Raw genomic sequence first — 24,073 nt, forward strand, 5'->3', positions numbered from 1 at the left:
TTGCCCGGCGCTGTGCCACTCTGACCCGATGACCAAATCTGCCGACAGTGACCGGAAATCCGAGGCCGTGCGAGCCCTGACGCGCGGCCTTGCCATCTTGCGCCATGTGAATTCGGTTGGAGAGGCCCGCCCGGGCGAAATTGCCAAGGCGCTCGATATCCCGCGCCCCAGCGTCTACCGCCTGCTGCAGACACTGGAGGAGGCCGGCTATGTCGTGTTCTCGGGCAGTGCCAATCTGGTGCGGGTGACGCGGCTGGCCGCCTCGCTCGGCGATGGATCGGCGCTGACGTCAGAGCTCTGCCAGGCCGCCGCGCCGGTCTTTGCCGATTATGGCGCGCGGCTGGTCTGGCCGCTGGACCTGACCGTCTATCACAACGCGGCGATGGTCATTCAGGAAACCACGCATGGCCGATCCCCGCTGTCGATCGACCGGGCGATGATCGGCTACCGGCTGCCGCTGCTGCGCACCTCGGCGGGGCGCGCCTACCTCGCGTTCTGCGGCGAGGAGGAACGGGCGCTGATCGTGGCGCATCTGCAGCGGCTCGGCGATCCGGCCGATCTGCCGTTTCTGGAACCCGTCTGGCTGGCCCGGATGATCGAGGATACCCGCGCGCGCGGCCTTGCCCTGCGCGACGCTGGCGAGTTTCGCCCGCAAACCTCATCGCTGGCGGCGCCGATTGTGCTCGAAGGCAATGTTCTGGGCTGCGTGTCGATGATCTGGATCCGGTCGGCCATGACCTCGCGCACGGCGATCGACACCTGCGGCGGGCCGCTGGCGGAAATCACCGCCAAGATTGCGGCAGCGCTGCCCGGCTAAAGCGGCGCTTCGTGCATCTCGGCCGCGATAGCGGCGTCCAGCGGCGTATCATAGGTCATCAGCAGATAGCCAAGCACGGAATAGAAGCCGACGGTCGCGATCAGGTCGATCACCGCCGCCCGCCCGATCACCGCGGCCAGTTCCGCCTCCAGCGCCGGGGGAAGGCGCCGCAGGTCGAACAGTGCATCCACCGCCTGCGCGATCAGGGCGTCTTCGCCCTCAGGCGTGGCTCGAAGGGCTGCGATCCGCGCATCGGAAAACCCAAGCGAGCGTGCCCGGCTGACATGATGTGCCCATTCATAGGCTGACCCCATCCGATGGGCGGCGCGCAGGATCACCACCTCGGAGCGTTCGAGCCCCAATGCGCTGTCCTTGACTACATGCTGCCGCAGCGGCGCCCAGGCCCGTAGCAGCGCAGGATGATGCGCCATCGTGCGATAGACGTTCAGTGCCCCGGAAAACCCCTCCCTCAGGTCAGCAATGCTGTCGGGCCAGTCGGCATCGGTCACCGGCGGGCAGGGAGAGGGGGGAGTGGCGGTCATCACATCATCCTTGGCTTTGCGGGCACGAAAGTCTGACTGCGGGTTCGGCGCAAGGCGCTTGCCGCGGGTGTCCGGCCTGCGAACGGCGCCCCTAGCGCAGAACCAGCTTCACCTTGTCCTGCGCGCCCTGCAATGGGCGCAAGAACAGCGGTGCCAGATCCTCGGCCCGGGCATGGACGGCGGCCACCCCGACATTGATGGCGGCCACCGCCCGCCCATGCGCGTTCAGCAGCGGCACGGCGATGGAGCGCAGGCCCAGTTCCACCTCTTGGTCAATAATGGCAAATCCCTGCGCGCGAACCTTTGTGATCTCGGCCAGGATCGCCTCGGGGTCGGTGCGGGTAAAGGGCGTGCGGGCCACCGGCGGGTGGGCTTCCAGCAGGGCGCGGGCCTCGGCCTCTGGCCGCGCCGCCAGCAGCACCCGGCCCATCGAGGTGCAGAAGGCCGGCAGGCGTGATCCGGGCATCAGCGCGATGGACATCACCTTGCGCTGCGCCGCCCGCGCCACATAGACGATCTCGGCCCCGTCGAGGATCGACACCGACGAGCTTTGCCCGATCCGGTCCGACAGGTCATCCAGCAGCGGCTGCACGATCTGCGGCAGCGGCATGGTGGCAAGGCAGGCGGTCCCCAGCCGCAGCACCCGGGGCGTCAGCGTGAAGAACTTGCCGTCCCAATCGGCATAGCCGTGATGGGCCAGCGTCAGAAGGCAGCGCCGCGCGGTGGCCCGGTCGAGGCCAGAGGCCGCAGAAACCTCGGCAATCGACTGGCGCGGCCGGTCTGCGGTGAAGGTCTCGATCACCAGCAGCCCCTTGGCCAGCCCGCCCATCGTGTCGCGTTCGCTGATCGTCATGCTGGCCTCGTGCGATATGTCAACAAATCCAGCATATCGCACAAGCTGGGTGGACGGAAGCGGCGCGCCCGCCCTATCCCTTCCTCAACCTGAGGAGAGTGCAAACATGGACAAGACCCTTCCCGATCTTGCCACCGCCGTGGCCGGGATCGACGACGGCATGACCGTGATGATCGGCGGCTTTGGCGGCTCTGGCGCGCCCATCGAGCTGATCCACGCGCTGATCGACCGCTTTGTCGCCACCGGCCATCCCAGGGACTTGACGGTTGTGAACAACAACGCCGGCAACGGCCATGTCGGCCTCGCGGCGCTGATCGAGGCGGGGATGGTGCGCAAGCTGATCTGCTCCTTCCCGCGCTCGGCCGATCCGGTGGTGTTCACCGAGGCCTACCGCGCCGGGACCATCGAGCTGGAGCTGGTGCCGCAGGGCACGCTGGCCGAGCGCATCCGCGCGGGCGGGGCGGGCATCCCGGCTTTCTACACCCCCACCAGCTTTGGCACCGATCTGGCTCAGGGCAAGCCGGTGGCGGAGTTCGAGGGACGTTCGTACGTGCAGGAACGCTGGCTCAAGGCAGATGTCGCGCTGGTGAAGGCGCATCTGGGCGACCGGCTGGGGAACCTCAGCTACCGGATGGCGGGGCGCAACTTCAACCCGCTGATGTGCATGGCGGCGGCGCGGACCATCGTGCAGGTCAGCCAGCTTGTCGAACCGGGCGGGATCGACCCCGAGGCGGTCGTGACCCCCGGCATCTTCGTGCAAGGCGTGGTCGAGGTGCCGAACCCGGCGCAGGAAGAAGACCTGAACCGCGCCGGCGCGGTCTATCCGGAGGCAGCAGCATGACATTGACCCCCATCAAACTTACGCCCAGCCAAATGGCCTGGCGCGCCGCGCAGGACATTGCGGACGGCGCCTATGTGAACCTCGGCATCGGCTTTCCCGAAATGGTGGCCAAGTTCCAGCCCCCGGGGCGCGAGGCAATCTTCCACACGGAAAATGGCATCCTTGGTTTTGGTGAGGCGCCCGCGCCGGGGGCCGAAGACTGGGACCTGATCAACGCCGGCAAGAAAGCGGTGACGCTGAAGCCCGGCACCGCCTTCTTCCACCATGCCGACAGCTTCGCCATGGTGCGCGGCGGGCATCTCGATGTGGCGATCCTCGGCGCCTATGAGGTTGCCGAGACCGGCGATCTGGCGAACTGGTCCACCGGGCCCAAGGGCGTGCCGGCCGTCGGCGGCGCGATGGATCTGGTGCATGGCGCCAAGCAGGTGGCCGTCCTCACCGACCATGTCACCAAGGACGGCAAGCCCAAGCTGCTGCAGCGCTGCACCCTGCCGCTGACCGGCGTCGCCTGCGTGACGCGGATCTATTCAAGCCTTGCGGTGATCGACGTGGACCGCGGCCGCTTCGTGCTGCGCGAGAAGCTGGCGTCGCTCTCCTTTGACGACCTTCAGGCGCTGACCGGCGCGACGCTGCACCTCGACGGCCCCGTGGCCGATCTGACCGTACCGGAGCTGTGATCATGACCGACGTCTTCATCTGCGACTACATCCGCACCCCCATCGGCCGCTATGCGGGCGCGCTGTCCTCTGTCCGCCCCGACGATCTGGGCGCCGTGCCCCTGCGCGCGCTGATGGCCCGCAATCCGGGCGTGGATTGGGAGGCGGTCGATGACGTGATCTTCGGCTGCGCCAATCAGGCGGGTGAGGACAACCGCAACGTTGCGCGGATGTCGCTGCTGCTGGCGGGCCTGCCGGTGGGCGTGACCGGCACCACGATCAACCGTCTGTGCGGGTCGGGCATGGATGCGGTGCTGACGGCAGCGCGGGCGATTGCCGCGGGCGAAGCTGGCCTGATGATCGCGGGCGGCGTGGAAAGCATGAGCCGCGCGCCCTTCGTGATGCCCAAGGCCGAGGCCGCCTTCAGCCGTCAGGCCGAAATCCATGACACCACCATCGGCTGGCGCTTCATCAACCCGGCGATGCACCGGGCTTACGGCACCGACTCGATGCCGCAGACCGGCCAGAACGTCGCCGACGATTATGGGGTGGACCGCGCGGCGCAGGATGCCATGGCGCTGGCCTCGCAAACCAAGGCGGCCGCGGCGCAGGACAATGGGCGGCTGGCGCGCGAGATCACCCGGGTGACGATCCCGCAGCGCAAGGGCGATGCGCTGGTGGTGGACCGCGACGAGCATCCGAGGGCGACCACGCCCGAGGCGCTGGCCAAGCTCAAACCGCTGTTCCCGAATGGCTCCGTCACCGCCGGTAATGCCAGCGGCGTGAATGACGGTGCCGCGGCGCTGATCCTGGCCGATGCGGCCACGGCGGCGAAATACGGGCTGACCCCGTTCGCCCGCGTGCTTGGCGGCGCCACCGCCGGCGTGCCCCCGCGGATCATGGGCATTGGCCCGGCGCCGGCCAGCCAGAAGCTGCTGGCGCGGCTTGGCCTGACCCAAGCCGATTTCGACGTGATCGAACTGAACGAGGCTTTCGCCGCCCAAGGCATCGCCACCCTGCGCCAGCTTGGCGTGGCGGATGACGATCCCCGCGTGAACCCCAATGGCGGCGCCATCGCTCTTGGCCACCCGCTTGGCATGTCGGGGGCGCGCATCACCGGCACCGCCGCGCTGGAACTGCAGCTGACCGGCGGGCGCCGGTCACTGTCGACCATGTGCATCGGCGTGGGACAGGGGATCGCAATCGCGCTGGAGCGGGTCTGAGCGCGGGGGCCTTTCAGATCGCGGCTGCCTGCAAGGGGAGGAGGCCGGCAGCTAGCCCTCCCCCTCGTCGGCAGAGGCGATGGGGAGCACAAGTTGCTGGATCAGACCATGCGGCTCGGCATTGCGAAGGGTCAGCGTCCCGCCATAGCGCTCGACAATCTCACAGGCGATGGCCAGACCAAGCCCTGCGCCCGGAAGGGTTTTTCTTCGCCCGAGATCGACGCGAAAGAACGGCTCGAAAACCTGACCGATCACCGCTTCAGGAATCCCCGGCCCCGTGTCGCGGATGGTGACGACGGCCTGACCCTTGTCTTTCGACAGGGTGATGTCGGCCCCGCCGCCATGGGTCGCCGCGTTGATCATCACGTTTCGTAGCGCCCGCCGCAGCGCCAGCGGACCCGCCCGCACCGAAAGCGGCGCAAGATCACCGCAGCGGACGGGATGGCCGAACTCGCCAAGCTCTTCCGCGATTTCCTCGACCATCACATCCAGCCGCAGCACATCTGCGCCGTCCCTGCTGACCTCTTCGCGCACCAGCCGGATCGCGCTGTCGGCGATCTGGTCCAGCTCCTCGATGTCCGACAGCCATTTGCCGCGTTCCTCATCGTCTTCGATGAACTCGGCCCGCAGGCGCATCCGGGTCATCGGCGTGCGCAGATCATGGCCCGCCGCCGCCACCAGCCGCATCCGGCTTTCCACCGCCGTCCCGAGTTGCTGCGAAAGGCGGTTGAGCGCCCTTGCGGTGGCCCTGACCTCCACCGTGCCGGTTTCGGGAACCTCGGACAGGATGCCATCCGTGCCGATCCGCTCGGCCGCACTTTCCAGCAGCTCCAGCGGGATGGTCAGACGCCGGGCAGCGTGAAGGGCCACCACGACGGAGCCAAGAACGATCATCGACATCCAGATGAAAAAGATCAGCCACGCGCTTCGCGGCGGCGTCAGGTTGGGGATTTCGGCGATCAGCCAGCCCGTGTCCCCTAGGCCAAGCGAAACGGTGAGCGGCAGGCCATCGCCGGTATTGGTGACATAGATCGGCATGTCATGCCCCATCTGCTTTGAGATGCCGGAGAGCGACCGCGTCAGACGGTCATTTCCGGTCCCGGTCGCGGGCGTGTCCTCAATCCGCAGGCCGGCAGCCTGGGCGGCAACCGGATCGGCCACAGCCACGTCGGCCAGCAGGTGCAGATGCCGTGCAAGGGGTTCCATCGTCGCCTCGGGTGCGGGGCGCTGCAACGCGCGGCTGGCGGCAAGCGTTGCGAGGCCGACCACCGAACAGATGGCCACGATCAGCAAGATGGCGATGCGGGCGCGGAGCGATGTCATCTGTCGCTGCCCCGGCTTTCGACCTTGGCCGTCAGTTGATAGCCACCGTTGCGCACGGTCTTGAACAAGGGGCCTTCGAACTTTTCGCCAAGCTTGCGCCGCAGGCGGCTCATCAGCACATCGATCGACCGGTCCAGCGGATCACGCTCTTTGCCCTGCGTCAGATCCAGAAGCTGATCACGCGACAAAAGCCGGCCGGGCCGTTCCAGAAAGACCTGAAACAGGTCGAACTCCGCCCCGGTCAGCTCCACCTCCTTGCCGTCAGGGGCAAGGATGCGCCGCTGATCGGTATCGGCCTCGAAGCCTTCAAAGCAAAAGGTGCGGCTCTCCGCTTCTGCGGGCTGGTCCTGTGCCGACCGCCGCAGCACCGCCTTGATCCGCGCGACGAGCTCGCGCGGGTTGAAGGGTTTGCCAAGATAGTCGTCAGCGCCGATTTCAAGGCCTACGATCCTGTCCACATCTTCCTTGAGGGCGGTGAGCATAATGACCGGCAGCTGCGGATGGCGGGCCCGCAGCCCGCGGCAGATGTCGAGGCCCGAGCCATCGGGGAGCATCACGTCCAGCACCACGAGGTCAGGCAGGCTCTGCGCGAGCCGCTGCTCGCAGTCCCGTCTGTTCGCGGCGGTCTGCACGCGAAACCCTTGTGACAGCAGATAGCGCGCCAGAAGCGCCCGGATTTCGGGGTCATCATCGACGATCAGGATGGTCGGGGCGGCGTTCATTGCGTCGGTCCTTGTGTCTTCCGCAGTATACGCCACCTGCCAGCCGCCAACCGGCGAAATTGTCTCTGAACATTGCCGGGGGCCGTATCGCAAGGTTCGGATACAAAAATCAATGATCCAGACACAAATGGACACGGCGCAGACGTCGGTCAGATACACGCGTGCCCCATCTAGGAACGATGCAGCAGAACGGCCTACCGATCTGCAAGAGGAGTTCCCGATGAAACGATTTGTCATACTGGCAACTGCGGCCGCGACCATGTTCGGGTCGGTGTCGGTCAGCCATGCGCAATCGCGCAGCAACGATGCCTGCCGTCCCGGCGAGAGCCGCTGTGAACAGCAGCAAGGCAAGAGGCCTGTCCAGCAGCAGGGCCAGCAGCAGGGGCAAAGACCCCAGGCGGAACGGGCCAGCCCCGACCGGGCAACGAACCGTCCGGCAGCGCAAAAGGCCCCGGAACATAACCAGAAGCGCATTGCCTCGCCGCGGGCCGGTGACAATGGCAAGAACGGCAGGCCGTATCAGCGCGCCAAGGGCAGCCGGTTCAAAGAGCCGCCGCGCGGGCAGGAATACCGCGTGGTCAACGACCATCTCGTGCTGGTCGACAACCGCACGTCCAAGGTAGTTTCCGTGCTTGGGCTGCTCGACACGCTGCTGAGATAATCCCCAGCGCCGGGCGACAGCAGACGTCCATTCCGGACGCGGAAGGCTTCGCCGCTTGCCGCGTCCGGACATGCATGTGACGATGCCGGTGACCACAGACATCAGGCGCGCCCGGATCCCGGGTGATGGACCGCCATGTGGGCTCCCCCACCGGACAGGAAAGAGAAGATATGCTGACCCCCCTACGCATCGACCGCCTGTTCCCTGCGCTGGCCGCCCTTGCCCTTCTGTCTGGCCCGGCCGTCGCCCAAGGCGGCCCCCCGCCCGGAGGCGCCCCTGCCGGGCCGACCGAGGTTGGTGTGATGGAGTTGACGCTGGAGCCTGTCGCGCGCAGCTACACCATCCCGGGCCGCGCTGTCGCGTTTGAGGAAACGCAGGTCCGCCCGCGGGTTGGCGGGGTGGTCACCGAGATCCTGTATTCGCCGGGCCGCCAGGTCGAAGTCGGAACCCCGCTGTTCCGTCTGGACTCCGCCAGCTATGAGGCGGCGCGCTCCTCGGCGGAAGCGATGGTTGCCAAGGCCGAAGCCGTGCTGAACGCGGCCGAAACCACCCTGACCCGGCTGGAGCGGCTGGAGGGCACCGGCGCCACCACGGCGGATGTGGACAGCGCCCGCGCGAGTGTGGCCGAAGCGCGCGCCGACGTGCAAAGCGCCGAAGCCGACTTGCAGATTGCCGAGTCCGAGCTGTCCTGGACCGAGATTGCCAGCCCGATCAGCGGGATCGCCGATGTGTCGCAAGTGTCGGTCGGGGATCTGGTGACGGCCGGCCAGACCGATGCGCTGACCACGATCACCCGGCTGGACCCGATCTATGTCGACATGACCGAACCCAGCTCGCGCATCCTGTCGATGCGGGATGATATCGACAGCGGGGCGCTGACCGTCAACGACAAGCTGCAAGTGTCGCTGACGCTCGAAAGCGGCAAGGTCTACAGCGGCACCGGCACGCTGGTGTCGCCCGGATTTGCGGTGTCATCCACCACGGGCACGGTTGGGATCCGGTTTCAGTTCGACAACCCGCGCCGCATGATCCTGCCGGGCATGTTCGTGCGCGGCGAGGTTGTGCTTGGCACCTCGGACGCGATCCTGGTGCCGCAGCGCGCGGCGACCCGCGGGCGCGATGGCACGCTGACCGCCTGGGTCGTGGGCGAGGGGAGCCTTGCGGAACAGGTCAGCCTGACGGAATCGGGCAGCTTCGAGAATGCCTGGATCATCACCTCCGGCGTTGCGGAGGGCGACCAGCTCATCGTCGACGGCCTGTCCAACCTGCGCGCCGGTGCCGAGGTGTCGCCGGTGCCGGTGACGCTGGATGCTGATGGCGTGGTCAGCGATGCCGCCGAGGCCGCGCCTGCCGATGCCGTCGCACCTGCCCCCGCCGAGGCGGCCCCCACAGAAGCATCGGAATAGACCCATGGCCGGCTTTTTCATCCATCGCCCGGTTTTCGCCTGGGTCATTGCCATCATCATCATGGTTGCGGGCGCCTATGGCATGACCAGCCTGCCCATCTCGCAATATCCCGAGATCGCGCCTACCACCGTCCGCATCAGTGCATCCTACACCGGCGCCTCGGCAGAGGCGGTCGAGAATTCGATCACCACGGTGATCGAGGACGGCATGACCGGACTCGACGGGCTGCTCTACATGATTTCCACCTCCTCCTCTGGCTCGTCCAGCATTTCGCTGACCTTCGGGGACGATGTGGATGCGGACATGGCGCAGATCCAGGTGCAGAACAAGTTGCAGCTTGTCACCTCATCGCTGCCGGAGGTCGTGCAGTCGAGCGGCGTCAGCGTCTCGCGGTCCACCTCGTCGATCCTGATGGTGGGGGCGCTGGTCTCCTCGGACGGCACCTATACCTCGGCGCAGCTTGGCGACATCATGTCCGAGACGATCGAGACGCCGATCAAGCGGGTCGAGGGCGTGGGGTCGATCAACAGCTTCGGGTCAAGCTATGCGATGCGCATCTGGCTCGATCCGCTGAAACTTGTGCAATATCAGGTCACCCCGGGCGACGTGACCACCGCCGTGTCGGCGCAGAACGCCACCGTGACGGTGGGCAGCCTTGGCACGCAGCCCGTGGTGCAGGGCCAGCAGATCACCGTGTCGCTGACCTCGCAATCCCAGCTGACAAGCATCGAGGAGTTCGAGCGGATCATCCTGCGTACGGATGAGGATGGCTCGACGGTCTACCTTGCCGATGTGGCGCGAATTGAGATCGGGTTGGAAAGCTACGAGTCCACTTCGCGCTTCAATGGCCAGCCCGCTGCCGGGTTTGGCATCAATCTGGCGACGGGGGCAAACGCAGTCAATACGGCAGACGCCGTGCGCGCGGCGCTCGATGGTCTGGCCGGTGCCTTGCCCGCCGGCGTTGAAGTTACCTATCCCTACGACACCTCGCCCTTTGTCGAGGAATCCATCAGCCAAGTCTATAAGACGCTGGCCGAGGCGGTGGTGCTTGTGTTCCTGGTCATCCTGATCTTCCTGCAAAGCTGGCGCGCCACGCTGATCCCGACCATCGCCGTGCCCATCGTGCTGCTTGGCACCTTTGGCGTGCTTTCGGCCCTGGGGCTTTCGATCAACACGCTGACGATGTTCGCGCTGGTGCTGGCCATCGGCCTTCTGGTCGATGATGCGATCGTGGTCGTCGAGAACGTCGAACGCATCATGGATGAGGAAGGCTTGTCGCCGGTAGAGGCGACCGAGAAAAGCATGAAGGAGATCACGGGCGCGCTGGTCGGCATCGTGCTTGTGCTGTCGGCGGTCTTCCTGCCCATGGCCTTCATGGAAGGCTCGACCGGGGTGATCTACCGGCAATTCTCGGTCACGATCATCTCTGCCATGCTGCTGTCGCTTCTGGTCGCACTGGTGCTGACCCCGGCCATGTGCGCATCCCTGCTGCGCCCGCGCAACCACGCGGGCTCCATCGCCCCCGCGCGCTGGTTCAACCGCACGCTGGACCGCGGCACCGATGGCTATGTGGCCACGGTCGCGGCCAGCCTCAAGCGGCCCTTCCGTCTGCTGATCCTGCTGGGTGCGATGTCCTTCGGGGCCTGGTGGCTCTATGACCGGCTGCCATCCTCGTTCCTGCCGGCAGAGGATCAGGGCGTGTTGATGGCGATGGTCACCCTGTCCGACGGAGCGACCACTGCCCAGACCGAGGCCATCGTCGCCGAGGTCGAGGACTTCCTGCTGAACGAAGAGGCCGACACCGTCGAAGCCGCCTTCTCCGCGCTTGGCTTCGGCTTTGGCAGCAGCGGGCAGAACACCGCGATGCTGTTCATCAAGCTGCACCCGTTCGATGACCGGGATGGGCTCGACGCCGCCTCCCTCGCCATGCGGGCCAACATGCGCTTCATGGGGCATCGCGCCGGGCAGATCATCTTCATGCAGCCGCCCGCGATCCAGGGTCTGGGCAACTCCTCGGGCTTCAGCATGTATCTGCTGGATCAGGGCGGCAACGGGCAAGAAGCCCTCGCAACCTCTGCCGATACGCTGGTGGCGAATGCCACTGCCGACGGGCGGGTCGGGGAACTGCGCGGCAATGACGATCCCTTCGAGCCGGCCTTGCGGCTGGATATCGACCAGCAGAAGGCCGGCGCCTTCGGGCTGACCCTGTCGGACATCAACGACATGCTGGCGGTCATCTTCTCTGGCCGCGAGGTGAACGATTTCACGCTGGATACCGGCTTGCGCCCGGTGATCGTGCAGGGAGATGCGCCCTACCGGATGCAGCCTCAGGACATCGAGAGCTGGTACGCGCGCAATTCGGGCGGCGAGATGGTGCCCTTCGCCGCGTTCATGAACCAGACCTGGGACGAGGTGGCCACATCGCTCACGCGCTACGGTGGCGCCCGTGCGCTGGCGATCTCCGGCGCCGCCGCCGGGGATACCAGCTCTGGTGACGCGATGGACCTGATGGAGGATCTGTCGGCAGACCTGCCCGGTGGCTATGCGGCGGCATGGTCGGACCTGTCCTATCAGGAGCGGCTGGCGGGCAATCAGGCGCCGATGCTCTACGCGATGTCGGCTTTGATCGTGTTCCTGTGCCTTGCCGCGCTTTATGAAAGCTGGGCGATCCCGTTTGCGGTGATGCTGTCGGTGCCGGTGGGCGTGTTGGGCGCGGTTGCAGCGGCCACGCTCTTCGGGCAGGCGAATGACGTCTACTTCAAGGTGGGGCTGCTGGCGACCATCGGGCTGGCTGCGCGTAACGCCATCCTGATCGTCGAATTTGCCCAATCGCTTCAGGCGCAGGGCATGGACATGATCGAGGCGGGGATCACGGCAGCACGCCAAAGGTTGCGGCCGATCCTGATGACCTCGGTATCGTTCATGCTCGGTGTGTTGCCGCTCGCCATCGCCACCGGCGCCGGGGCTGCCGCACAGAACGCCATCGGCATTTCTGTCTTGGGCGGCATGGTCGCCTCGACCGTGATCGGGGTGTTCCTCGTGCCCGGCTTCTATGTTGTCGTTCTGACCCTTGTTCAGCGGTTTCGGAAAAAAGGAGTTACCGCATGAACATGCGCAAAATGGTTCTGCTGTCTTGCGGGGCCTTGCTGACAGCTTGCACCGCCGTCGGCCCTGACTACGCCACACCGGCGGCAGCGGTGCCGCAAAGTTTCGTCGGAAGCGGGCAGGGCAGTGCCGGCAAGGTGGCCAATGTCGCCTGGTGGAAGGGCTTCCGCGATCCTATGCTGGACGGGCTGCTTGCCGAGGGTCTTGCCCAGAACCTCGACACAATGGCCGCGATGGAGCGGATCCGGGCAGCAGAGGCCGGGGTGCGCGGCACCGGCCTTGCCGCGGCGGCGACGGGCGGCGTGGATGCAAATGGCCAGCGGTTCGGGGGCGAGGGGTCGGTTTCGGGCACCGGGTCTTCCGCCACCACCGACCTCAGCGCGGCCTTTGTGCTGGACCTCTTCGGCGGCCTGCGCCGGGACCGGGAGCGGGCAAAAGCCTCGCTCGCCTCGGCCCAGGACGATCTGCAGACGGTGCGCCTTGCCTGGCTGGCCGAGGCAATCGATGCCTATACCGACGCCCGCTATCAGCAAGAAGCCATTGCCCTGACGCGAAAAAGCATAGCCTCGCGTCAGGAAACCAGCCGGCTGATCGGCGAGCGGCAAGATGCAGGCTCCGCCACAGAGCTCGATGCCGTGCAGGCGGGCGGATTGCTGGCCGCCGCGCAGGCCGATCTTCCGACGCTGGTCTCCGGCTTTGAAAGCGCGGTGTTCCGTCTGGCCACGCTGCTCAACCGGCCTGCAGGGCCGCTGCTGGCCCAGATGCAGCCGGGCCGGGCGCAGCCCTATCCCACCGCATCCGTTGCCAGCGGCGTTCCGGCCGAACTGTTGCGCAACCGCCCCGACATCCGGTCCGCCGAGCGTGATCTGGCCGCGGCCGTCGCCTCTGTCGGGGTGGCGCAGGCAGAGCTGTATCCGTCCATCTCGCTCTCCGGCAATGTCAGCACCACGGCGGGCGCGGAAAGCTGGAGCTTTGGCCCCTCGCTTTCGCTGCCGGTCCTGAACCGCGGGGCGCTCTCCGCCACCCGCGACACCCGCGCGGCTGAGGCCCGCGAGGCCGAGATCACCTGGCGCGCACAGGTCAGCTCGGCGGTGGAGGATGTGCAGACCGCCCTGTCGGACCTGACGCAGCAGCGCCGCCGCCTGTCCGCCCTGCAGCAATCCGCAGAGGCCTACCGCCGCGCCTTCGTGCTGTCGCAAGAAAGCTATGCCGCCGGGTCCCTGTCAGCCATCGACCTTCTGGACAGCGAGCGCACCGCGACGGATGCAGAGCTTGCCGTCGCCGCAGCACGCCGCGACATCGCGCTGGCCTGGGCGACCTTGCAGATCGCAACCGGCGCTGGCGCCGAGGTTGGCGCCATTCCACGAACGCGGTGAGGCTGCCCGCGCGTGACGGTGCCTGACCGCCGCCCGTCCCCAATCTCCGCGACGATAAGGCGCCTATCGCCCGAAAGGCAGGGTTGCCCGATATTCCTGTTCGCCTCGGGGGACGTTCACAGCAGCTGGCCGTCCTTGTCGAAGGCAAGGACCGCCCGGCGGCAGGGAGATGTATGACGGCACCGCCCGCGCCGATCTGGTGGCGCGGGTGTCGGTGTATATCGGCATAGCTTCGCTGACCTGGGGATGCTGGGCCATGTACCAGATGCTGAACTCGTCGATCCCATTCGATTTCGGAAAGTATGCCGATATCCTGTTCCTGTGGGCGCGCCATGACGGCAGAGGCGCGGGAGACGGCACTGGCCCGGCTCTAGACGTCCGGTCGCCGCTGGCAGTACGACAAGGCGGGTTCTGAATTACATCGCCCGCAGCGAAGGATGGGCTGATACCGCCGCTGGCCCGGAAACAGCTCTACCCTGCGATAAGATTGGATTGCCTGCGCCGCGCCATGGCGATCAGGATCACCGCAAGACCGGCGGCGATCAAGCCGAAATCCTGAGGGACGTTCAGCAAAATGGCGGCCGAACCGCCAAGCGCCGACCAGAGCACGGGAATGATCAGCAGCCAGCGGGTCGATCGCCACTGACCGAGAACCAGAACGCCGATCGTGAAGATCGTGGTCGGACAGGGGGCGACGCCAAACACCGGAACCGCTGGGTATCGATGGCCCATCAAGGCCCCAAGCAGCGGGTATCCGACCAGCGCGTAGCCGATCATCACCACACCAGCGCCCGTCGCAATTCCGCGCCTTGGATGGAAGATCGGCTCCTCGCGCTCCCGAAACGCCCAAACGACAAGCAACAGAACTTCGACCAGAAAAATCGCGCCAAACAACCGCGCAGCGGGGTTTATCGCGGCGAAATAGATCATGTGGTAGCCGACCGCGTTGACCCCCCACATCGTGGCCAGCAAGGAAAGAATGCTCGCATCCGCCCAACGCGACGGCCTGAACAGGAGGGCGCAAATGGCCAGGCCGACCAGATATGTCACCACCTGAAGCGGCCAGATCGCCTGATTGTAGGCAACGAACACGGCGAGGAACTGGTCCAGATCAAAAGGCATCGACGTCCATGCGGCCCCTACTTTCCAGCAAAGATAAGGCAGAGCCGGTTCAAGAGCCTTGACCTGCATCAACGATCAAAGCACCCCAGCCATCGGTGCCGAACGCCTCCTGCCCGACCCAGGCCAGAACCGCATAGGCCCCACCAAAGGTGAGCACGGCCAGCTCAGAGAAGAACGTGGCGGTATCGGCAAACACGCTCTCCGGTGCCAAGAGCAGTAGTGCCGCGACCGGCGCCAGCCAGAGCACCAGTGCCGCAGCGCCCGCCCAAAAAGCCCCGGCGCGTTGCGCCCCCGTCAGATCGCCGTTTTCCTCGCCAAGCAGGCTGGACGCGTCATCGACACGGGCTTTCCCGACCGCCTCATGCCCGCCGCCATCCTGAAACTCCGCAAGCCCCGATGCCTGGGCCGCGTTCCATGAGGGGACGGCGCCACGACCGTGACGCTGGGGATGGCGTTCACCACTGCGGCCGAGTTTCAGGCGGCCAAGGGCTTTGGCGCGGTGGAACTTGGCCTGCAGACCCTGGGCAAGCTGGCGCGCTTCGCCGGGGCGGAGTGAGGGACCGCCGGGTCCCCCACTCTGCCTGCCCTACGCCCAGTTCCGGTCATGCTCTGCGTGGGTGCGCAGATAGGCGCCGGGCTCGAAATGGGTGTCGTAGAACTCGGTATCGAGGCGATGCGCCTGAAGATAGGTGTTCACGAACACCGCGGGCACCGTCGCCGGGAACCGCCCGAAGGTGGAGAGGACATAGTCGGCCATCAATGTGGTGATCTCGATGGCCTCCTCGTCGATCGGTGCCGCGCTGCCCCGCACCGCGGCGTTCTCCGTATATGGCCCCTTCTGCTTGGCATCGAACGGCCCGCCCTTGCCGAACTTGCGGGCCACCACCGCCTCGACCGCCGCGCGCATGTCGGCGTGATGTGGGGGCACATGCGCCTCGAACACCCCCGGCAGACCGGTGAAATGCGGCAGGGGGTTGCCCTCCAGCATCTCGAAGCGGAAGCCAAGCCCCGGCACCGCCGGATCGCCGCTGGCCCCCAGCACCGTGAAGGGGTTGAGCCCGGTATACATCCAGCCGCCAAGCCCAAGCGCCTGCAACATCAGCGCGCCGGCATAGCAGGCCGTGCCCATCTCGACCGAGGTATCGGTCAGCGCGATCTGCTCCAGAAAGCTCATCGGATAGGCGACGTCGAGGTTCAGGCGGTGCGCATACCGCTCCAGCCCCGGGATCGGCCGGCCGTTCACGTTGTCATAGATCCCGGTCCCGTTCTGAACGAGGTAGAGCAGCAGCAAGATCACATGCTGCGCCACATCCGCCACCGGGAAGACCAGCGTCGAGCCCGGCACATTGGCGCACCAGGTGTTGTGCCCCTCCATATGCGGCATCTCGGCGGGGATGTTCAGCCGGCCATCGGCCAGCTTCACGATGCGCGAGCGGTGCGCCGCAAGCCAGGCCTTCAGGTCCACCCCGCTGCCCCCGGATTTTACCGGCGTCATGTCCCGCGTCGGCAGGAAGTAGACGCCGGTGTCGTCGGTGAAGAAGAACTCCGAGGTGTTGAACCCGGCAGAGGACGGAAAGCTGCGCCCGCCCGCCGCGGCGGTGTAGTTCGGCAGCTTGCCCGCATAGCCCGGATGATGCGCAAAGAGGTTCGCCCAGCCGGTATTGCCCGCGATGGTCGAGATCAGCAGCATCTGTTCCAGCGGGTCCAGCGCCTCGGGCTCGTGCCGCGAGGTGAAGGCCAGCGGCCCGTTGGGGATCGAGGCGCCCTTGGCGAAACGGCGCGACCGGCGGCCGTGGATCGCCTCGATCAGGGGGAAGCTCGCAGCCTGCACAAGGCCGCGAGAGAGGGGGGAGAAGGTATCAAGCATGATCTTGCCTTTGGTGCTGAGGGTTTCGGCCCGGGCAAAGCCAAGGCCGGTCAGAAGCGCCCCGGCACCGATCAGGGTCGTGCCAAGCAGCTTGCGTCTGGTGGTGTCGAACATCGGTGTCTCCGCTGCGCTGTGTTTCGGTGCGCCGCTGATCGCATGAACCCCGCGCACACCGTCAGGCACGGAGTCGACGAAACCGGTCCGGATATGCCATGCTGGGACATGCCCACCCCCTTCGCCCCCACCCGCATCTCGGTTTGCCTGCTGGCGGTGCCAGAGATGGCAACCGGCGTGCTGAACGGGCTTTATGAGGTGTTCACCTTCGTCGGCCCGGGATGGGAAATCCTGACCGGCTGGCCCCCCGGCCCCCGCCGCTTTCACCCGCGCATCGTGGCCGCGGACCGAACCCCGTTCCGCAATGTGGCCGGGCTGCCGATCATGCCCGACCTGACCTTCGCCGAGGCGCGGCGTGCCGACATCGTCATCGTCGGCGACCTCGCCATCGGGCGGGACGAGGAAACCCGCGGCCGATGGCCCGCCGCCACCGAATGGCTGCGCCAGCAACATGCGCAGGGCGCGCTGGTCTGCTCTGTCTGCACCGGCTCGCTGATGTTGGCCGAGGCGGGGCTGCTGGACGGGACCGAGGCTACCTGCCACTGGGCCGCGGTCGATCAGATGCGCAGCCGCTATCCGGGCGTGCAGCTGCGCCCCGAACGGGTGCTGGTGGCGGCGGGGGCGGGGCACCGGCTGGTGACGGCGGGCGGCATGGCCTCATGGACCGACCTCGCGCTCTACCTCATCGCGCGGTTCTGCGGCGAGGAAGAGGCGCGGCGGGCGTCCAAGCTGTTCCTGTTCGGCGACCGCAGCGACGGCCAGCTGCCCTTCGCCGCCCGCGTGCGCCCGCGCCAGCACGATGACGCCGCCATCGCCGCCGCGCAGGTCTGGATCGCGGACAACTACGCGCTGGAAAATCCGGTGGCGGGGATGACCCAGGTCTCGGGCCTCGCCACCCGCACCTTCGTGCGCCGCTTCGCGCAGGCGACGGGCTATGCGCCGCTGGACTATGTGCAGTCGCTGCGGATCGAGGAGGCCAAGCAGATGCTGGAAACCACCGACGCCCCGATCGACGCCATCGCAGAGGAGGTCGGCTACACCGAACCCGCCGCCTTCCGCCGCATCTTCAAACGCGCCACCGGAATCGCCCCGAACCAGTACCGCCAACGCTTCCAGCGCGTGGCGATGGCGTGAGGCCTGACCGGGGCTGCGGATAAGGCGTGTGACGCCGGGCACCTCCCATACTTCCAAGAACCAGTTGCGCGGCAAGAAAACGCTGCCGGTCGGGCAGTCTCCGCAATTTTCCGCCCAAAAAGCGGTCGAACTTCAAACGAAATAGACTATTATCTGAATTTGGCATAATATAAGTATAAAAATCCGAAACTCGCATACAGTGGTCTCAAGAGCTGCCACCCGGGTGACCTGATGATTCCCAACTCACTTGCCGCACTGGAAGACCGCCTGGCAGAGGATCTGCTCTGGCTGAACCAGCCCGCCAAGGACTGGATGATCCCGCGCCCCGGCGTGCTGGATGTCGCGGTCATCGGCGGCGGCGTGATGGGGCTGGTGACGCTGGCCGCCCTCCGCCGCATCGGCATCTTCAACGCCCGCGCCTTCGACCGTGCCCCCGCCGGGCGCGAGGGGCCCTGGGTCACCTATGCCCGCATGGAGACGCTCCGCACCCGCAAGGAAGCCGCGGGCCCGGCGCTTGGCGTGCCCTCGCTGACCTTCCGCGCCTGGTTCGAGGCGCAGTTCGGCCGCGAGGCCTGGGCCAGCATGACCCTCGCCCCGCGCGAGATGTGGATGGACTACCTTGTCTGGTATCGCCGCGTGCTGGACCTGCCGGTGGAGAATGACACCAAGGTCACCGCCGTCACCCCTAGGGGCCCGCTGGTCGAGCTGGAGCTGAACGGCGCCCGCACCATTCAGGCCCGCCGCGTGGTTCTGGCCACCGGGCTCGACGGCCTCGGTGCCCCAGCCTTGCCCGAGGTGGCGCGGCGCGTGGACCCGCGGCTGGTCGCGCATGGCGCCGACATGATCGACATGGCCGCCCTGAAGGGCCGCCGCGTGGCGGTTGTGGGCGCCGGCGCCTCGGCGATGGACAATGCTGCCGCGGCGCTGGAGGCGGGGGCCGCGCAGGTCGATATCTTCGTGCGTCGCCCCGACATCCCGCGCATCGACAAGTTCACCGGCATCGGCTCGCCCGGCATGACCCACGGCTATCTCGGCCTGCCCGACGCGGTGAAATGGGCCTATATGGTCGAGGGCGAACGCGCGCAGATCCCGCCGCCGCGCCATTCGGTGCTGCGCGTCAGCCGCCATCCCGGCGCGCGTTTCCATCTGGCCAGCCCGATTGACGATCTTGTGGCCGAAGACGGCGGGCTGACCGTCGTCACCCCCAAGGGCCGCTACAGGGTCGATTTCGCCATCTTCGCCACCGGCTTTTCCGCCGATCTGGCGGAACGCCCGGAATTCGCCGCGCTCGATGGCCGCGTCAAGCTGTGGCGCGACGCGCATGACCCCGCCCCCGGCATGGACCACGCGGGTATCGGCCAGATGCCCTATCTCGGCCCCGCCTTCGAGTTCCTGCCCAAGGCGCCCGGCGACAACGTCTCGCATATCCACTGCTTCGCCTACCCGGCGGTTCCCAGCCACGGCAAAATCACCAGCGGCGTGCCGGCGATCAGCGATGGCGCCCTGCGCCTGGCCTCGGGCATCGCCCGTTCGCTCTTCGTCGAGGACGCAGAGCATCACTTGGCAGCCTTCCGCGACTTCGCCACGCCCGAGCTTTTCGGCGACGAATGGACCGATGCCGATCTTGAGGAACCTTCCTATGTCTAAGCCTGTCCTTCAGGCCTTCTACGGCATGTCGTCCCCCTGGGCCTATCTGGGCGCGCAGCGGCTGGTCGCCATCGCCCGTGACGCCGGCGCCACGCTGGTGCATCGCCCGATCCGGCTGATCGAGGCCAATGGCGGCATCCCGCTGCGCACCCGGCCCGACTATCGCCAGAAATACCACGAGGTCGAACTGGACCGCTGGCGCAAGCATCTGGGCATCCCGCTGAACCTCAAGCCGAAATTCTACCCCTGCCGCACCATCGAGACGGCGGCGCAGGCGGTGATCGCGGTGCAAAAGGCCGGGATCGAGGTCGCGGGATTCTCCTTCGCCATCCAGCGCGCGCTCTGGGCCGAAGACCGCGACATCGCCGATCTTGCCACGCTGCGCGAGCTTGCCCTGGCAACGGTGGGCGAGGCCGGCGCGGCGCTGGTCCGCGACCCGCAGCCCGCCGATATCGTGGCCGACTGGCACGCCAACCTTGCCGAGGCAGAGGATCGCGGGATCTTCGGCACCCCCACCTATGTGGTGAATGACGAGCTGTTCTGGGGCCAGGACCGGCTGGACTTCGTGGCCCGCGCGCTGGCCGCCGCCAAGCAGAAAGAGATCGCGTGATAGACACTCCAACCTGGACCATTTCTCCCGAGGCGCAGGCCCTGCATGACGGAGCCCTCATTGTGGACGGGCTGCAAACCTCGCTCTGGGGCCGACCGATCTTTGAAGAGATGCGGGCGGGCGGCATCACCGCCGTCAACGTCTCGACCGTGCTGTGGGAGAATTTCGTGGAAGGCATCGGCTATGTGTCGATGTGGAAGCGGTTCCTGCGCGAGAATGCCGATATCCTCGCCCCGGTGAAGACGGTGGCCGACATTCACGCCGCCAAGGCCGCCGGCAAGACCGGCATCATCCTGGGCTGGCAGAACACCTCGCCGCTGGAAGACAAGCTGGACCACGTCGAGATCTTCAAGGATCTGGGCGTGAACATCATGCAGCTGACCTACAACACCCAGAACTATTCGGGCGCGGGCTATCTGGAAGAGCATGACAGCGGCCTGACCGGCTTTGGCCGCGAGGTGGTGTCGGAGATGAACCGCCTCGGCGTGCTGTGCGACCTCAGCCATGTCGGCGACAAGACCTCGGCCGATACCATCGCGTATTCCAAGGCGCCGGTCTGCATCAGCCATATCCTGCCGCGTGCCCTGCATGACGTGAAGCGCAACAAGAACGACGATCTGTTCCTTGCCTGCGCCGAAAAGGGCGGGCTGATCGGCCTGTCACTCTTCGCGCCGGGGCTGAAGGCCGGGAATGACGCCACGGTCGAGGATGTGCTGGACGCTATGGAGCATGTGATCGGCCTTGTCGGCTTTGACCATGTCGGCATCGGCACCGATTTCTCGCTCGACCGGCCGCGGCCCTCGGACTGGCTCCTCTGGGCCAATCGCGACAAGGGCACCGCCCGCAAGCTGACGGAGTTTGGCAACGTCAAGATCAACAAGCCTGCCGGCATCCGCCGGATGACCGACCTGCCGAACATGACCGGCCGGATGCTCGCCCGCGGCTGGGGCGAGCAGAACGTGACCAAGATCCTAGGCCTGAACTGGCTGTCGCTGTTCGACCGCGCCTGGACCCCCACCGCCTGACTGCTCACCCTCCAAAGGAGACTGCCCCCATGACGAACCGCACCTCCCTATCGCTGCTTGCGCTGCTCGCCGCCACCGGCGCCGCCCATGCGCAGGACAAGACCCCGCTGAACGTCGTCGGCTTCTCGGGCGTCTTCGCCGAGAACTACGAGAAATTCATCATCGCCCCGTTCGAGGCGGCCCATCCCGATATCGACGTCATCTACCAGCCGTCGAAGAACTCGGCCGAAACGCTGGCGCTGCTGACGCTGCAGCGGTCCGACCCGACGGTGGACGTGGCGCTGATCGACGTGTCGGTGGCGATCAAGGCCAATGGCGAGGGGCTGTTCGCCACGCTCGATGAAGCCTCGGTCCCCAACCTTGCCGATCAGCCCGCCTGGGCGCGGATCGACGGCGACAAGTCCATCGCCTTCAGCCAGGACAACCTGACGATCCTCTACAACACCGAAACGGTCAGCGAACCGCCGACCAGCTGGACCGATCTGGCCGACCCCAAATACAAGGGCAAGATCGCCGCCAAGCTGGCCGATACCCGCGGCGTGATCCTGATCCCGATCCTGAACAAGATCGCCGGCGCGGATTACAAGGAAACCATCGACCCGGCCATCGAGGCGCTGAACCAGTTCGCCCCCAACGTCTCCACCTGGGAGCCCGCGCCCGACTGCTATGCCGTCGTGCAAAGCGGCGAGGTGGACCTGTCGATCTGCTGGAACGGCCGCTCGCAATACCTGCATGACACGCAAGGCGGCATCATTGGTGTGTCGGCCCCGAAGGAAGGCTCCATCGGCCAGACCAACACGATCAACCTCGTCGAAGGTTCGGCCCATGCCGAGGCTGCCAAGACCTTCATCAACTACGCCCTGTCGGCCGAGGCGCAGGCGACCTTCGCCGAGAAAAGCTTCTACGGCCCGGTGAACACCAAGGTCGAGCTGTCGCCCGAAGTCGCCACCCGGATCTATGGCTCGCCCGAAGCGCAGGCAGCGCAGATGTCGCTCGACTGGCCCTGGATCGCCACGGTGTATTCGGAGTGGATCCAGCGCATCAACCGCGAAGTCATCGCGTTCAACTGACCTGAACAGACGGAGGGCGAGCTATGTCCGAACATCACGTCGTCGTGGAAAACCTGGTGAAAACCTATCCGGGTGCGGCCACGCCCTCTGTCGACCATGTCAGCTTCGCGCTGCCCAAGGGCGAGATGCTGGCGCTGCTTGGCCCATCGGGCTGCGGCAAGACCACGATCCTGCGCATGATCGCCGGGCTGATCGAGCCGACCTCGGGCGCGATCCAGCTGAACGGGCGCGAGATTTCGCAAACCCCGGTCCACAAGCGCAACATGGGCATGGTGTTTCAGGCCTATGCGCTGTTCCCGCATATGACGGTGGCGGGCAATGTCGCCTTCGGGCTGGAAATGCGCGGCGTCCCCAATTCGGAACGCGGGCCCAAGGTCCAGCGCGCGCTCGACATGGTCAAGCTTGGCCATCTGGGCGACCGGCGCGTCACCCAGCTGTCGGGCGGCCAGCAACAGCGCTGCGCCATCGCCCGCTCGCTGGTGATCGAACCCGAACTCCTGCTGCTGGACGAGCCGCTGTCGAACCTCGACGCCAAGCTGCGCGACGAGATGCGGGATGAGATCCGCGAGATCCAGTCCCGCACCGGCGTGACGGCGATCTTCGTGACCCATGATCAGGACGAGGCGCTGTCGATGGCCGACCGGCTGGCGGTGATGTCGGCCGGCCGGATCGAGCAGATCGGCACCCCGCGCGAGATTTTCGACGCGCCCGCCAACGAGTTCGTCGCCGGCTTCATCGGGGCTGGAAACTTCCTGTCGGGCCGCGTGACCGCGCCGGGACAGGCCGAAATCGAAGGGCTCGGCCCGCTGCGCTTTGCGGCGCCGGCCAGCGTCGGCTCTCGGGTGCAGCTGATGGTGCGCCCGCACCGCTTCAAGCTGGCAGCGCCGGGGCCGAATGCCTTTACCGGGCAGGTCGAAAGCCTGGTCTATCGCGGCCAGATCCTGACGCTTGCCATCACCGTCGGTGGCAGGCGGCTGACGGCAGACCTGCACACCCATGCCGGCACCCTGCCCGCCAAGGGCGATACGGTCACCCTGGCCGTCGCGCCCGGCGACGTCACCTTCCTGTCCGAGGCCGCGGCATGAGCGGGGCCGCGGCCCCCGCGCAGCAGATGACGGGCTCGAACCGCTATATGCTGCTGATCTTGCTGGTGCCGGGGCTGCTGGCGCTGATGACGACCTTCCTGTTGCCGATGGTCTGGCTGGCGCGGGCGTCGTTCTCGACCTCGTCGATGTCCGCCTTTGGCGGTGGCGTGACGCTGGAGCATTACCACGCCGCGCTGACCGATCCCTTCTACTGGAAGGTGGCGATGAACACCCTCTCGCTTGGGGTCACGGTCAGCTTCTTCGCGGTGATCCTGTCCTATCCGATCGCGCTGTTCCTGACGCGCAGCACCAGCCGCTGGCGCGGGGTGCTGACCGCGCTGGCCGTCGCACCGCTGCTGACCTCGGCCGTGGTGCGGACCTATGGCTGGATGGTGATCCTCGGCGACCGCGGCGTCATCAACAGCACGCTGCAATCGCTGTCGCTGACGACCGATCCTGTGCGCCTGTCCAACAACACCTTCGGCGCCACCGTCGCGCTGGTGGAAATCCTGATGCCCTATGCGATCCTTGCGATGCTGGCGGGCTTTGGCCGGTTGAACCCGCAGCTGGAAGAGGCCGCCTCGATGCTGGGGGCCAGCAAGCTGCGCGTCTTCTGGCGCATCATCCTGCCGCTGTCGCTGCCCGGCATTCTGACCGGGGCGCTGCTGGTCTTCGTGCTGGCCATCTCGGCCTTTGTCACGCCGCGGCTGATGGGCGGCGGCCGGGTCTTCGTGCTGGGGACCGAAGTGTTTCAGGAGGCAACGGTCACGCTGAACTGGCCGCTGGCCGCGGCGCTGTCGGTCGTCCTGCTGGCGCTCTTCTCCTCGGTCATCGTCATCTATCAACGCGCCCTGCGCCGGCTGGAGGCCTGAC

The 24,073-nt window shown here is 66.5% G+C and carries 23 protein-coding genes; 16 read left to right on the forward strand and 7 right to left on the reverse strand.

What is annotated here, in order from left to right:
• Positions 1 to 28: 28 nt before the first annotated feature.
• A complete protein-coding gene (locus Q8S30_RS02700; protein WP_305664497.1) occupies positions 29 to 817 on the forward strand; it encodes a DNA-binding transcriptional regulator in 789 nt (262 codons plus the stop codon).
• Here the strand turns inward: Q8S30_RS02700 and Q8S30_RS02705 are convergent.
• Positions 814 to 1,359 carry a carboxymuconolactone decarboxylase family protein gene (locus tag Q8S30_RS02705; protein WP_305664498.1) on the reverse strand — a complete coding sequence of 182 codons (546 nt, stop codon included), beginning with the start codon at positions 1,357 to 1,359 and terminating at the stop codon, positions 814 to 816. The two genes, Q8S30_RS02700 and Q8S30_RS02705, sit on opposite strands and share 4 nt — an antisense overlap.
• A 91-nt stretch (positions 1,360 to 1,450) precedes the next feature.
• The gene (locus Q8S30_RS02710; RefSeq protein ID WP_305664499.1) at positions 1,451 to 2,212 is read right to left on the reverse strand and encodes an IclR family transcriptional regulator C-terminal domain-containing protein; all 762 of its coding nucleotides are present in this window, start codon (positions 2,210 to 2,212) and stop codon (positions 1,451 to 1,453) included.
• Positions 2,213 to 2,318: 106 nt separating this feature from the next.
• On the opposite strand from Q8S30_RS02710, the gene Q8S30_RS02715 reads away from it, so the two are divergent.
• The 3 genes from Q8S30_RS02715 to pcaF are packed head-to-tail and all read left to right on the forward strand — an operon-like array spanning position 2,319 to position 4,932.
• Positions 2,319 to 3,053 carry a 3-oxoacid CoA-transferase subunit A gene (locus tag Q8S30_RS02715; protein WP_305664500.1) on the forward strand — a complete coding sequence of 245 codons (735 nt, stop codon included), beginning with the start codon at positions 2,319 to 2,321 and terminating at the stop codon, positions 3,051 to 3,053.
• Positions 3,050 to 3,730, forward strand: a complete 681-nt coding sequence (locus Q8S30_RS02720) for a 3-oxoacid CoA-transferase subunit B (RefSeq protein WP_305664501.1) — start codon at positions 3,050 to 3,052, stop codon at positions 3,728 to 3,730. Before Q8S30_RS02715 ends, Q8S30_RS02720 begins: the two co-directional genes overlap by 4 nt.
• A gap of 2 nt (positions 3,731 to 3,732) precedes the next feature.
• Positions 3,733 to 4,932: a 3-oxoadipyl-CoA thiolase gene (pcaF, locus tag Q8S30_RS02725; RefSeq protein ID WP_305664502.1), complete on the forward strand. Its 1,200-nt coding sequence runs from the start codon at positions 3,733 to 3,735 to the stop codon at positions 4,930 to 4,932.
• Between the two features lie 51 nt (positions 4,933 to 4,983).
• On the opposite strand, the gene Q8S30_RS02730 is transcribed toward pcaF, so the two are convergent.
• Positions 4,984 to 6,255, reverse strand: a complete 1,272-nt coding sequence (locus Q8S30_RS02730; RefSeq protein WP_305664503.1) for an ATP-binding protein — start codon at positions 6,253 to 6,255, stop codon at positions 4,984 to 4,986.
• On the reverse strand, positions 6,252 to 6,977 hold the full coding sequence (locus Q8S30_RS02735) for a response regulator (protein WP_305664752.1): 726 nt from the start codon (positions 6,975 to 6,977) through the stop codon (positions 6,252 to 6,254). Before Q8S30_RS02735 ends, Q8S30_RS02730 begins: the two co-directional genes overlap by 4 nt.
• A 220-nt stretch (positions 6,978 to 7,197) precedes the next feature.
• Between Q8S30_RS02735 and Q8S30_RS02740 the strand changes: the two genes are divergently transcribed.
• The 5 genes from Q8S30_RS02740 to Q8S30_RS02760 all read left to right on the forward strand — a co-directional run bounded on the left by Q8S30_RS02740 (position 7,198) and on the right by Q8S30_RS02760 (position 13,941).
• A complete protein-coding gene (locus Q8S30_RS02740) occupies positions 7,198 to 7,638 on the forward strand; it encodes a hypothetical protein (RefSeq protein ID WP_305664504.1) in 441 nt (146 codons plus the stop codon).
• A gap of 170 nt (positions 7,639 to 7,808) precedes the next feature.
• A complete protein-coding gene (locus Q8S30_RS02745) occupies positions 7,809 to 9,044 on the forward strand; it encodes an efflux RND transporter periplasmic adaptor subunit (RefSeq protein ID WP_305664505.1) in 1,236 nt (411 codons plus the stop codon).
• A 4-nt stretch (positions 9,045 to 9,048) separates the two neighbouring features.
• A complete protein-coding gene (locus Q8S30_RS02750; protein ID WP_305664506.1) occupies positions 9,049 to 12,153 on the forward strand; it encodes an efflux RND transporter permease subunit in 3,105 nt (1,034 codons plus the stop codon).
• Positions 12,150 to 13,526 carry an efflux transporter outer membrane subunit gene (locus tag Q8S30_RS02755; protein ID WP_305664507.1) on the forward strand — a complete coding sequence of 459 codons (1,377 nt, stop codon included), beginning with the start codon at positions 12,150 to 12,152 and terminating at the stop codon, positions 13,524 to 13,526. Before Q8S30_RS02750 ends, Q8S30_RS02755 begins: the two co-directional genes overlap by 4 nt.
• Positions 13,527 to 13,695: 169 nt before the next feature.
• The gene (locus Q8S30_RS02760) at positions 13,696 to 13,941 is read left to right on the forward strand and encodes a hypothetical protein (RefSeq protein ID WP_305664508.1); all 246 of its coding nucleotides are present in this window, start codon (positions 13,696 to 13,698) and stop codon (positions 13,939 to 13,941) included.
• A 56-nt stretch (positions 13,942 to 13,997) separates the two neighbouring features.
• Here Q8S30_RS02760 and Q8S30_RS02765 read toward each other — a convergent pair whose 3' ends face one another.
• The 3 genes from Q8S30_RS02765 to Q8S30_RS02775 all read right to left on the reverse strand — a co-directional run bounded on the left by Q8S30_RS02765 (position 13,998) and on the right by Q8S30_RS02775 (position 16,629).
• A complete protein-coding gene (locus tag Q8S30_RS02765) occupies positions 13,998 to 14,648 on the reverse strand; it encodes a DUF6064 family protein (RefSeq protein ID WP_305664509.1) in 651 nt (216 codons plus the stop codon).
• A 49-nt stretch (positions 14,649 to 14,697) separates the two neighbouring features.
• The gene (locus tag Q8S30_RS02770) at positions 14,698 to 14,844 is read right to left on the reverse strand and encodes a hypothetical protein (RefSeq protein ID WP_305664510.1); all 147 of its coding nucleotides are present in this window, start codon (positions 14,842 to 14,844) and stop codon (positions 14,698 to 14,700) included.
• Positions 14,845 to 15,234: 390 nt separating this feature from the next.
• A complete protein-coding gene (locus Q8S30_RS02775) occupies positions 15,235 to 16,629 on the reverse strand; it encodes a hypothetical protein (RefSeq protein ID WP_305664511.1) in 1,395 nt (464 codons plus the stop codon).
• Between the two features lie 108 nt (positions 16,630 to 16,737).
• On the opposite strand from Q8S30_RS02775, the gene Q8S30_RS02780 reads away from it, so the two are divergent.
• From Q8S30_RS02780 to Q8S30_RS02810, 7 genes are all read left to right on the forward strand, one after another.
• Entirely contained in the window at positions 16,738 to 17,763 is a 1,026-nt protein-coding gene (locus tag Q8S30_RS02780; protein ID WP_305664512.1) for a GlxA family transcriptional regulator, read from the forward strand.
• Positions 17,764 to 17,994: 231 nt separating this feature from the next.
• Positions 17,995 to 19,410 (forward strand): NAD(P)-binding domain-containing protein, encoded by a 1,416-nt coding sequence (locus Q8S30_RS02785; protein WP_305664513.1) that lies wholly within the window; start codon positions 17,995 to 17,997, stop codon positions 19,408 to 19,410.
• Complete coding sequence (locus tag Q8S30_RS02790) at positions 19,403 to 20,020, forward strand: 2-hydroxychromene-2-carboxylate isomerase (protein ID WP_305664514.1); 618 nt, start codon at positions 19,403 to 19,405, stop codon at positions 20,018 to 20,020. Before Q8S30_RS02785 ends, Q8S30_RS02790 begins: the two co-directional genes overlap by 8 nt.
• Positions 20,017 to 21,045 (forward strand): membrane dipeptidase, encoded by a 1,029-nt coding sequence (locus Q8S30_RS02795; RefSeq protein ID WP_305664515.1) that lies wholly within the window; start codon positions 20,017 to 20,019, stop codon positions 21,043 to 21,045. The genes Q8S30_RS02790 and Q8S30_RS02795 overlap by 4 nt, the downstream gene beginning before the upstream one ends.
• A 29-nt stretch (positions 21,046 to 21,074) precedes the next feature.
• A complete protein-coding gene (locus Q8S30_RS02800; protein WP_305664516.1) occupies positions 21,075 to 22,115 on the forward strand; it encodes an ABC transporter substrate-binding protein in 1,041 nt (346 codons plus the stop codon).
• A 23-nt stretch (positions 22,116 to 22,138) separates the two neighbouring features.
• On the forward strand, positions 22,139 to 23,200 hold the full coding sequence (locus Q8S30_RS02805; protein ID WP_305664517.1) for an ABC transporter ATP-binding protein: 1,062 nt from the start codon (positions 22,139 to 22,141) through the stop codon (positions 23,198 to 23,200).
• Positions 23,197 to 24,072, forward strand: a complete 876-nt coding sequence (locus Q8S30_RS02810) for an ABC transporter permease (protein ID WP_305664518.1) — start codon at positions 23,197 to 23,199, stop codon at positions 24,070 to 24,072. Before Q8S30_RS02805 ends, Q8S30_RS02810 begins: the two co-directional genes overlap by 4 nt.
• The last annotated feature ends 1 nt before the right edge of the window (position 24,073 follow it).

It is taken from the genome of Frigidibacter sp., assembly GCF_030695035.1.
In the GTDB taxonomy this organism is placed as follows: domain Bacteria; phylum Pseudomonadota; class Alphaproteobacteria; order Rhodobacterales; family Rhodobacteraceae; genus Frigidibacter.

Bases quoted from the DNA above. Each gene is read 5' to 3' on its own strand.
- Q8S30_RS02700 (WP_305664497.1), top strand. From the start codon at position 29: ATGACCAAATCTGCCGACAGTGACCGGAAATCCGAGGCCGTGCGAGCC.
- Q8S30_RS02705 (WP_305664498.1), bottom strand. From the start codon at position 1,359: ATGACCGCCACTCCCCCCTCTCCCTGCCCGCCGGTGACCGATGCCGAC.
- Q8S30_RS02710 (WP_305664499.1), bottom strand. From the start codon at position 2,212: ATGACGATCAGCGAACGCGACACGATGGGCGGGCTGGCCAAGGGGCTG.
- Q8S30_RS02715 (WP_305664500.1), top strand. From the start codon at position 2,319: ATGGACAAGACCCTTCCCGATCTTGCCACCGCCGTGGCCGGGATCGAC.
- Q8S30_RS02720 (WP_305664501.1), top strand. From the start codon at position 3,050: ATGACATTGACCCCCATCAAACTTACGCCCAGCCAAATGGCCTGGCGC.
- pcaF (WP_305664502.1), top strand. From the start codon at position 3,733: ATGACCGACGTCTTCATCTGCGACTACATCCGCACCCCCATCGGCCGC.
- Q8S30_RS02730 (WP_305664503.1), bottom strand. From the start codon at position 6,255: ATGACATCGCTCCGCGCCCGCATCGCCATCTTGCTGATCGTGGCCATC.
- Q8S30_RS02735 (WP_305664752.1), bottom strand. From the start codon at position 6,977: ATGAACGCCGCCCCGACCATCCTGATCGTCGATGATGACCCCGAAATC.
- Q8S30_RS02740 (WP_305664504.1), top strand. From the start codon at position 7,198: ATGAAACGATTTGTCATACTGGCAACTGCGGCCGCGACCATGTTCGGG.
- Q8S30_RS02745 (WP_305664505.1), top strand. From the start codon at position 7,809: ATGCTGACCCCCCTACGCATCGACCGCCTGTTCCCTGCGCTGGCCGCC.
- Q8S30_RS02750 (WP_305664506.1), top strand. From the start codon at position 9,049: ATGGCCGGCTTTTTCATCCATCGCCCGGTTTTCGCCTGGGTCATTGCC.
- Q8S30_RS02755 (WP_305664507.1), top strand. From the start codon at position 12,150: ATGAACATGCGCAAAATGGTTCTGCTGTCTTGCGGGGCCTTGCTGACA.
- Q8S30_RS02760 (WP_305664508.1), top strand. From the start codon at position 13,696: ATGTATGACGGCACCGCCCGCGCCGATCTGGTGGCGCGGGTGTCGGTG.
- Q8S30_RS02765 (WP_305664509.1), bottom strand. From the start codon at position 14,648: ATGCCTTTTGATCTGGACCAGTTCCTCGCCGTGTTCGTTGCCTACAAT.
- Q8S30_RS02775 (WP_305664511.1), bottom strand. From the start codon at position 16,629: ATGTTCGACACCACCAGACGCAAGCTGCTTGGCACGACCCTGATCGGT.
- Q8S30_RS02780 (WP_305664512.1), top strand. From the start codon at position 16,738: ATGCCCACCCCCTTCGCCCCCACCCGCATCTCGGTTTGCCTGCTGGCG.
- Q8S30_RS02785 (WP_305664513.1), top strand. From the start codon at position 17,995: ATGATTCCCAACTCACTTGCCGCACTGGAAGACCGCCTGGCAGAGGAT.
- Q8S30_RS02790 (WP_305664514.1), top strand. From the start codon at position 19,403: ATGTCTAAGCCTGTCCTTCAGGCCTTCTACGGCATGTCGTCCCCCTGG.
- Q8S30_RS02800 (WP_305664516.1), top strand. From the start codon at position 21,075: ATGACGAACCGCACCTCCCTATCGCTGCTTGCGCTGCTCGCCGCCACC.
- Q8S30_RS02805 (WP_305664517.1), top strand. From the start codon at position 22,139: ATGTCCGAACATCACGTCGTCGTGGAAAACCTGGTGAAAACCTATCCG.
- Q8S30_RS02810 (WP_305664518.1), top strand. From the start codon at position 23,197: ATGAGCGGGGCCGCGGCCCCCGCGCAGCAGATGACGGGCTCGAACCGC.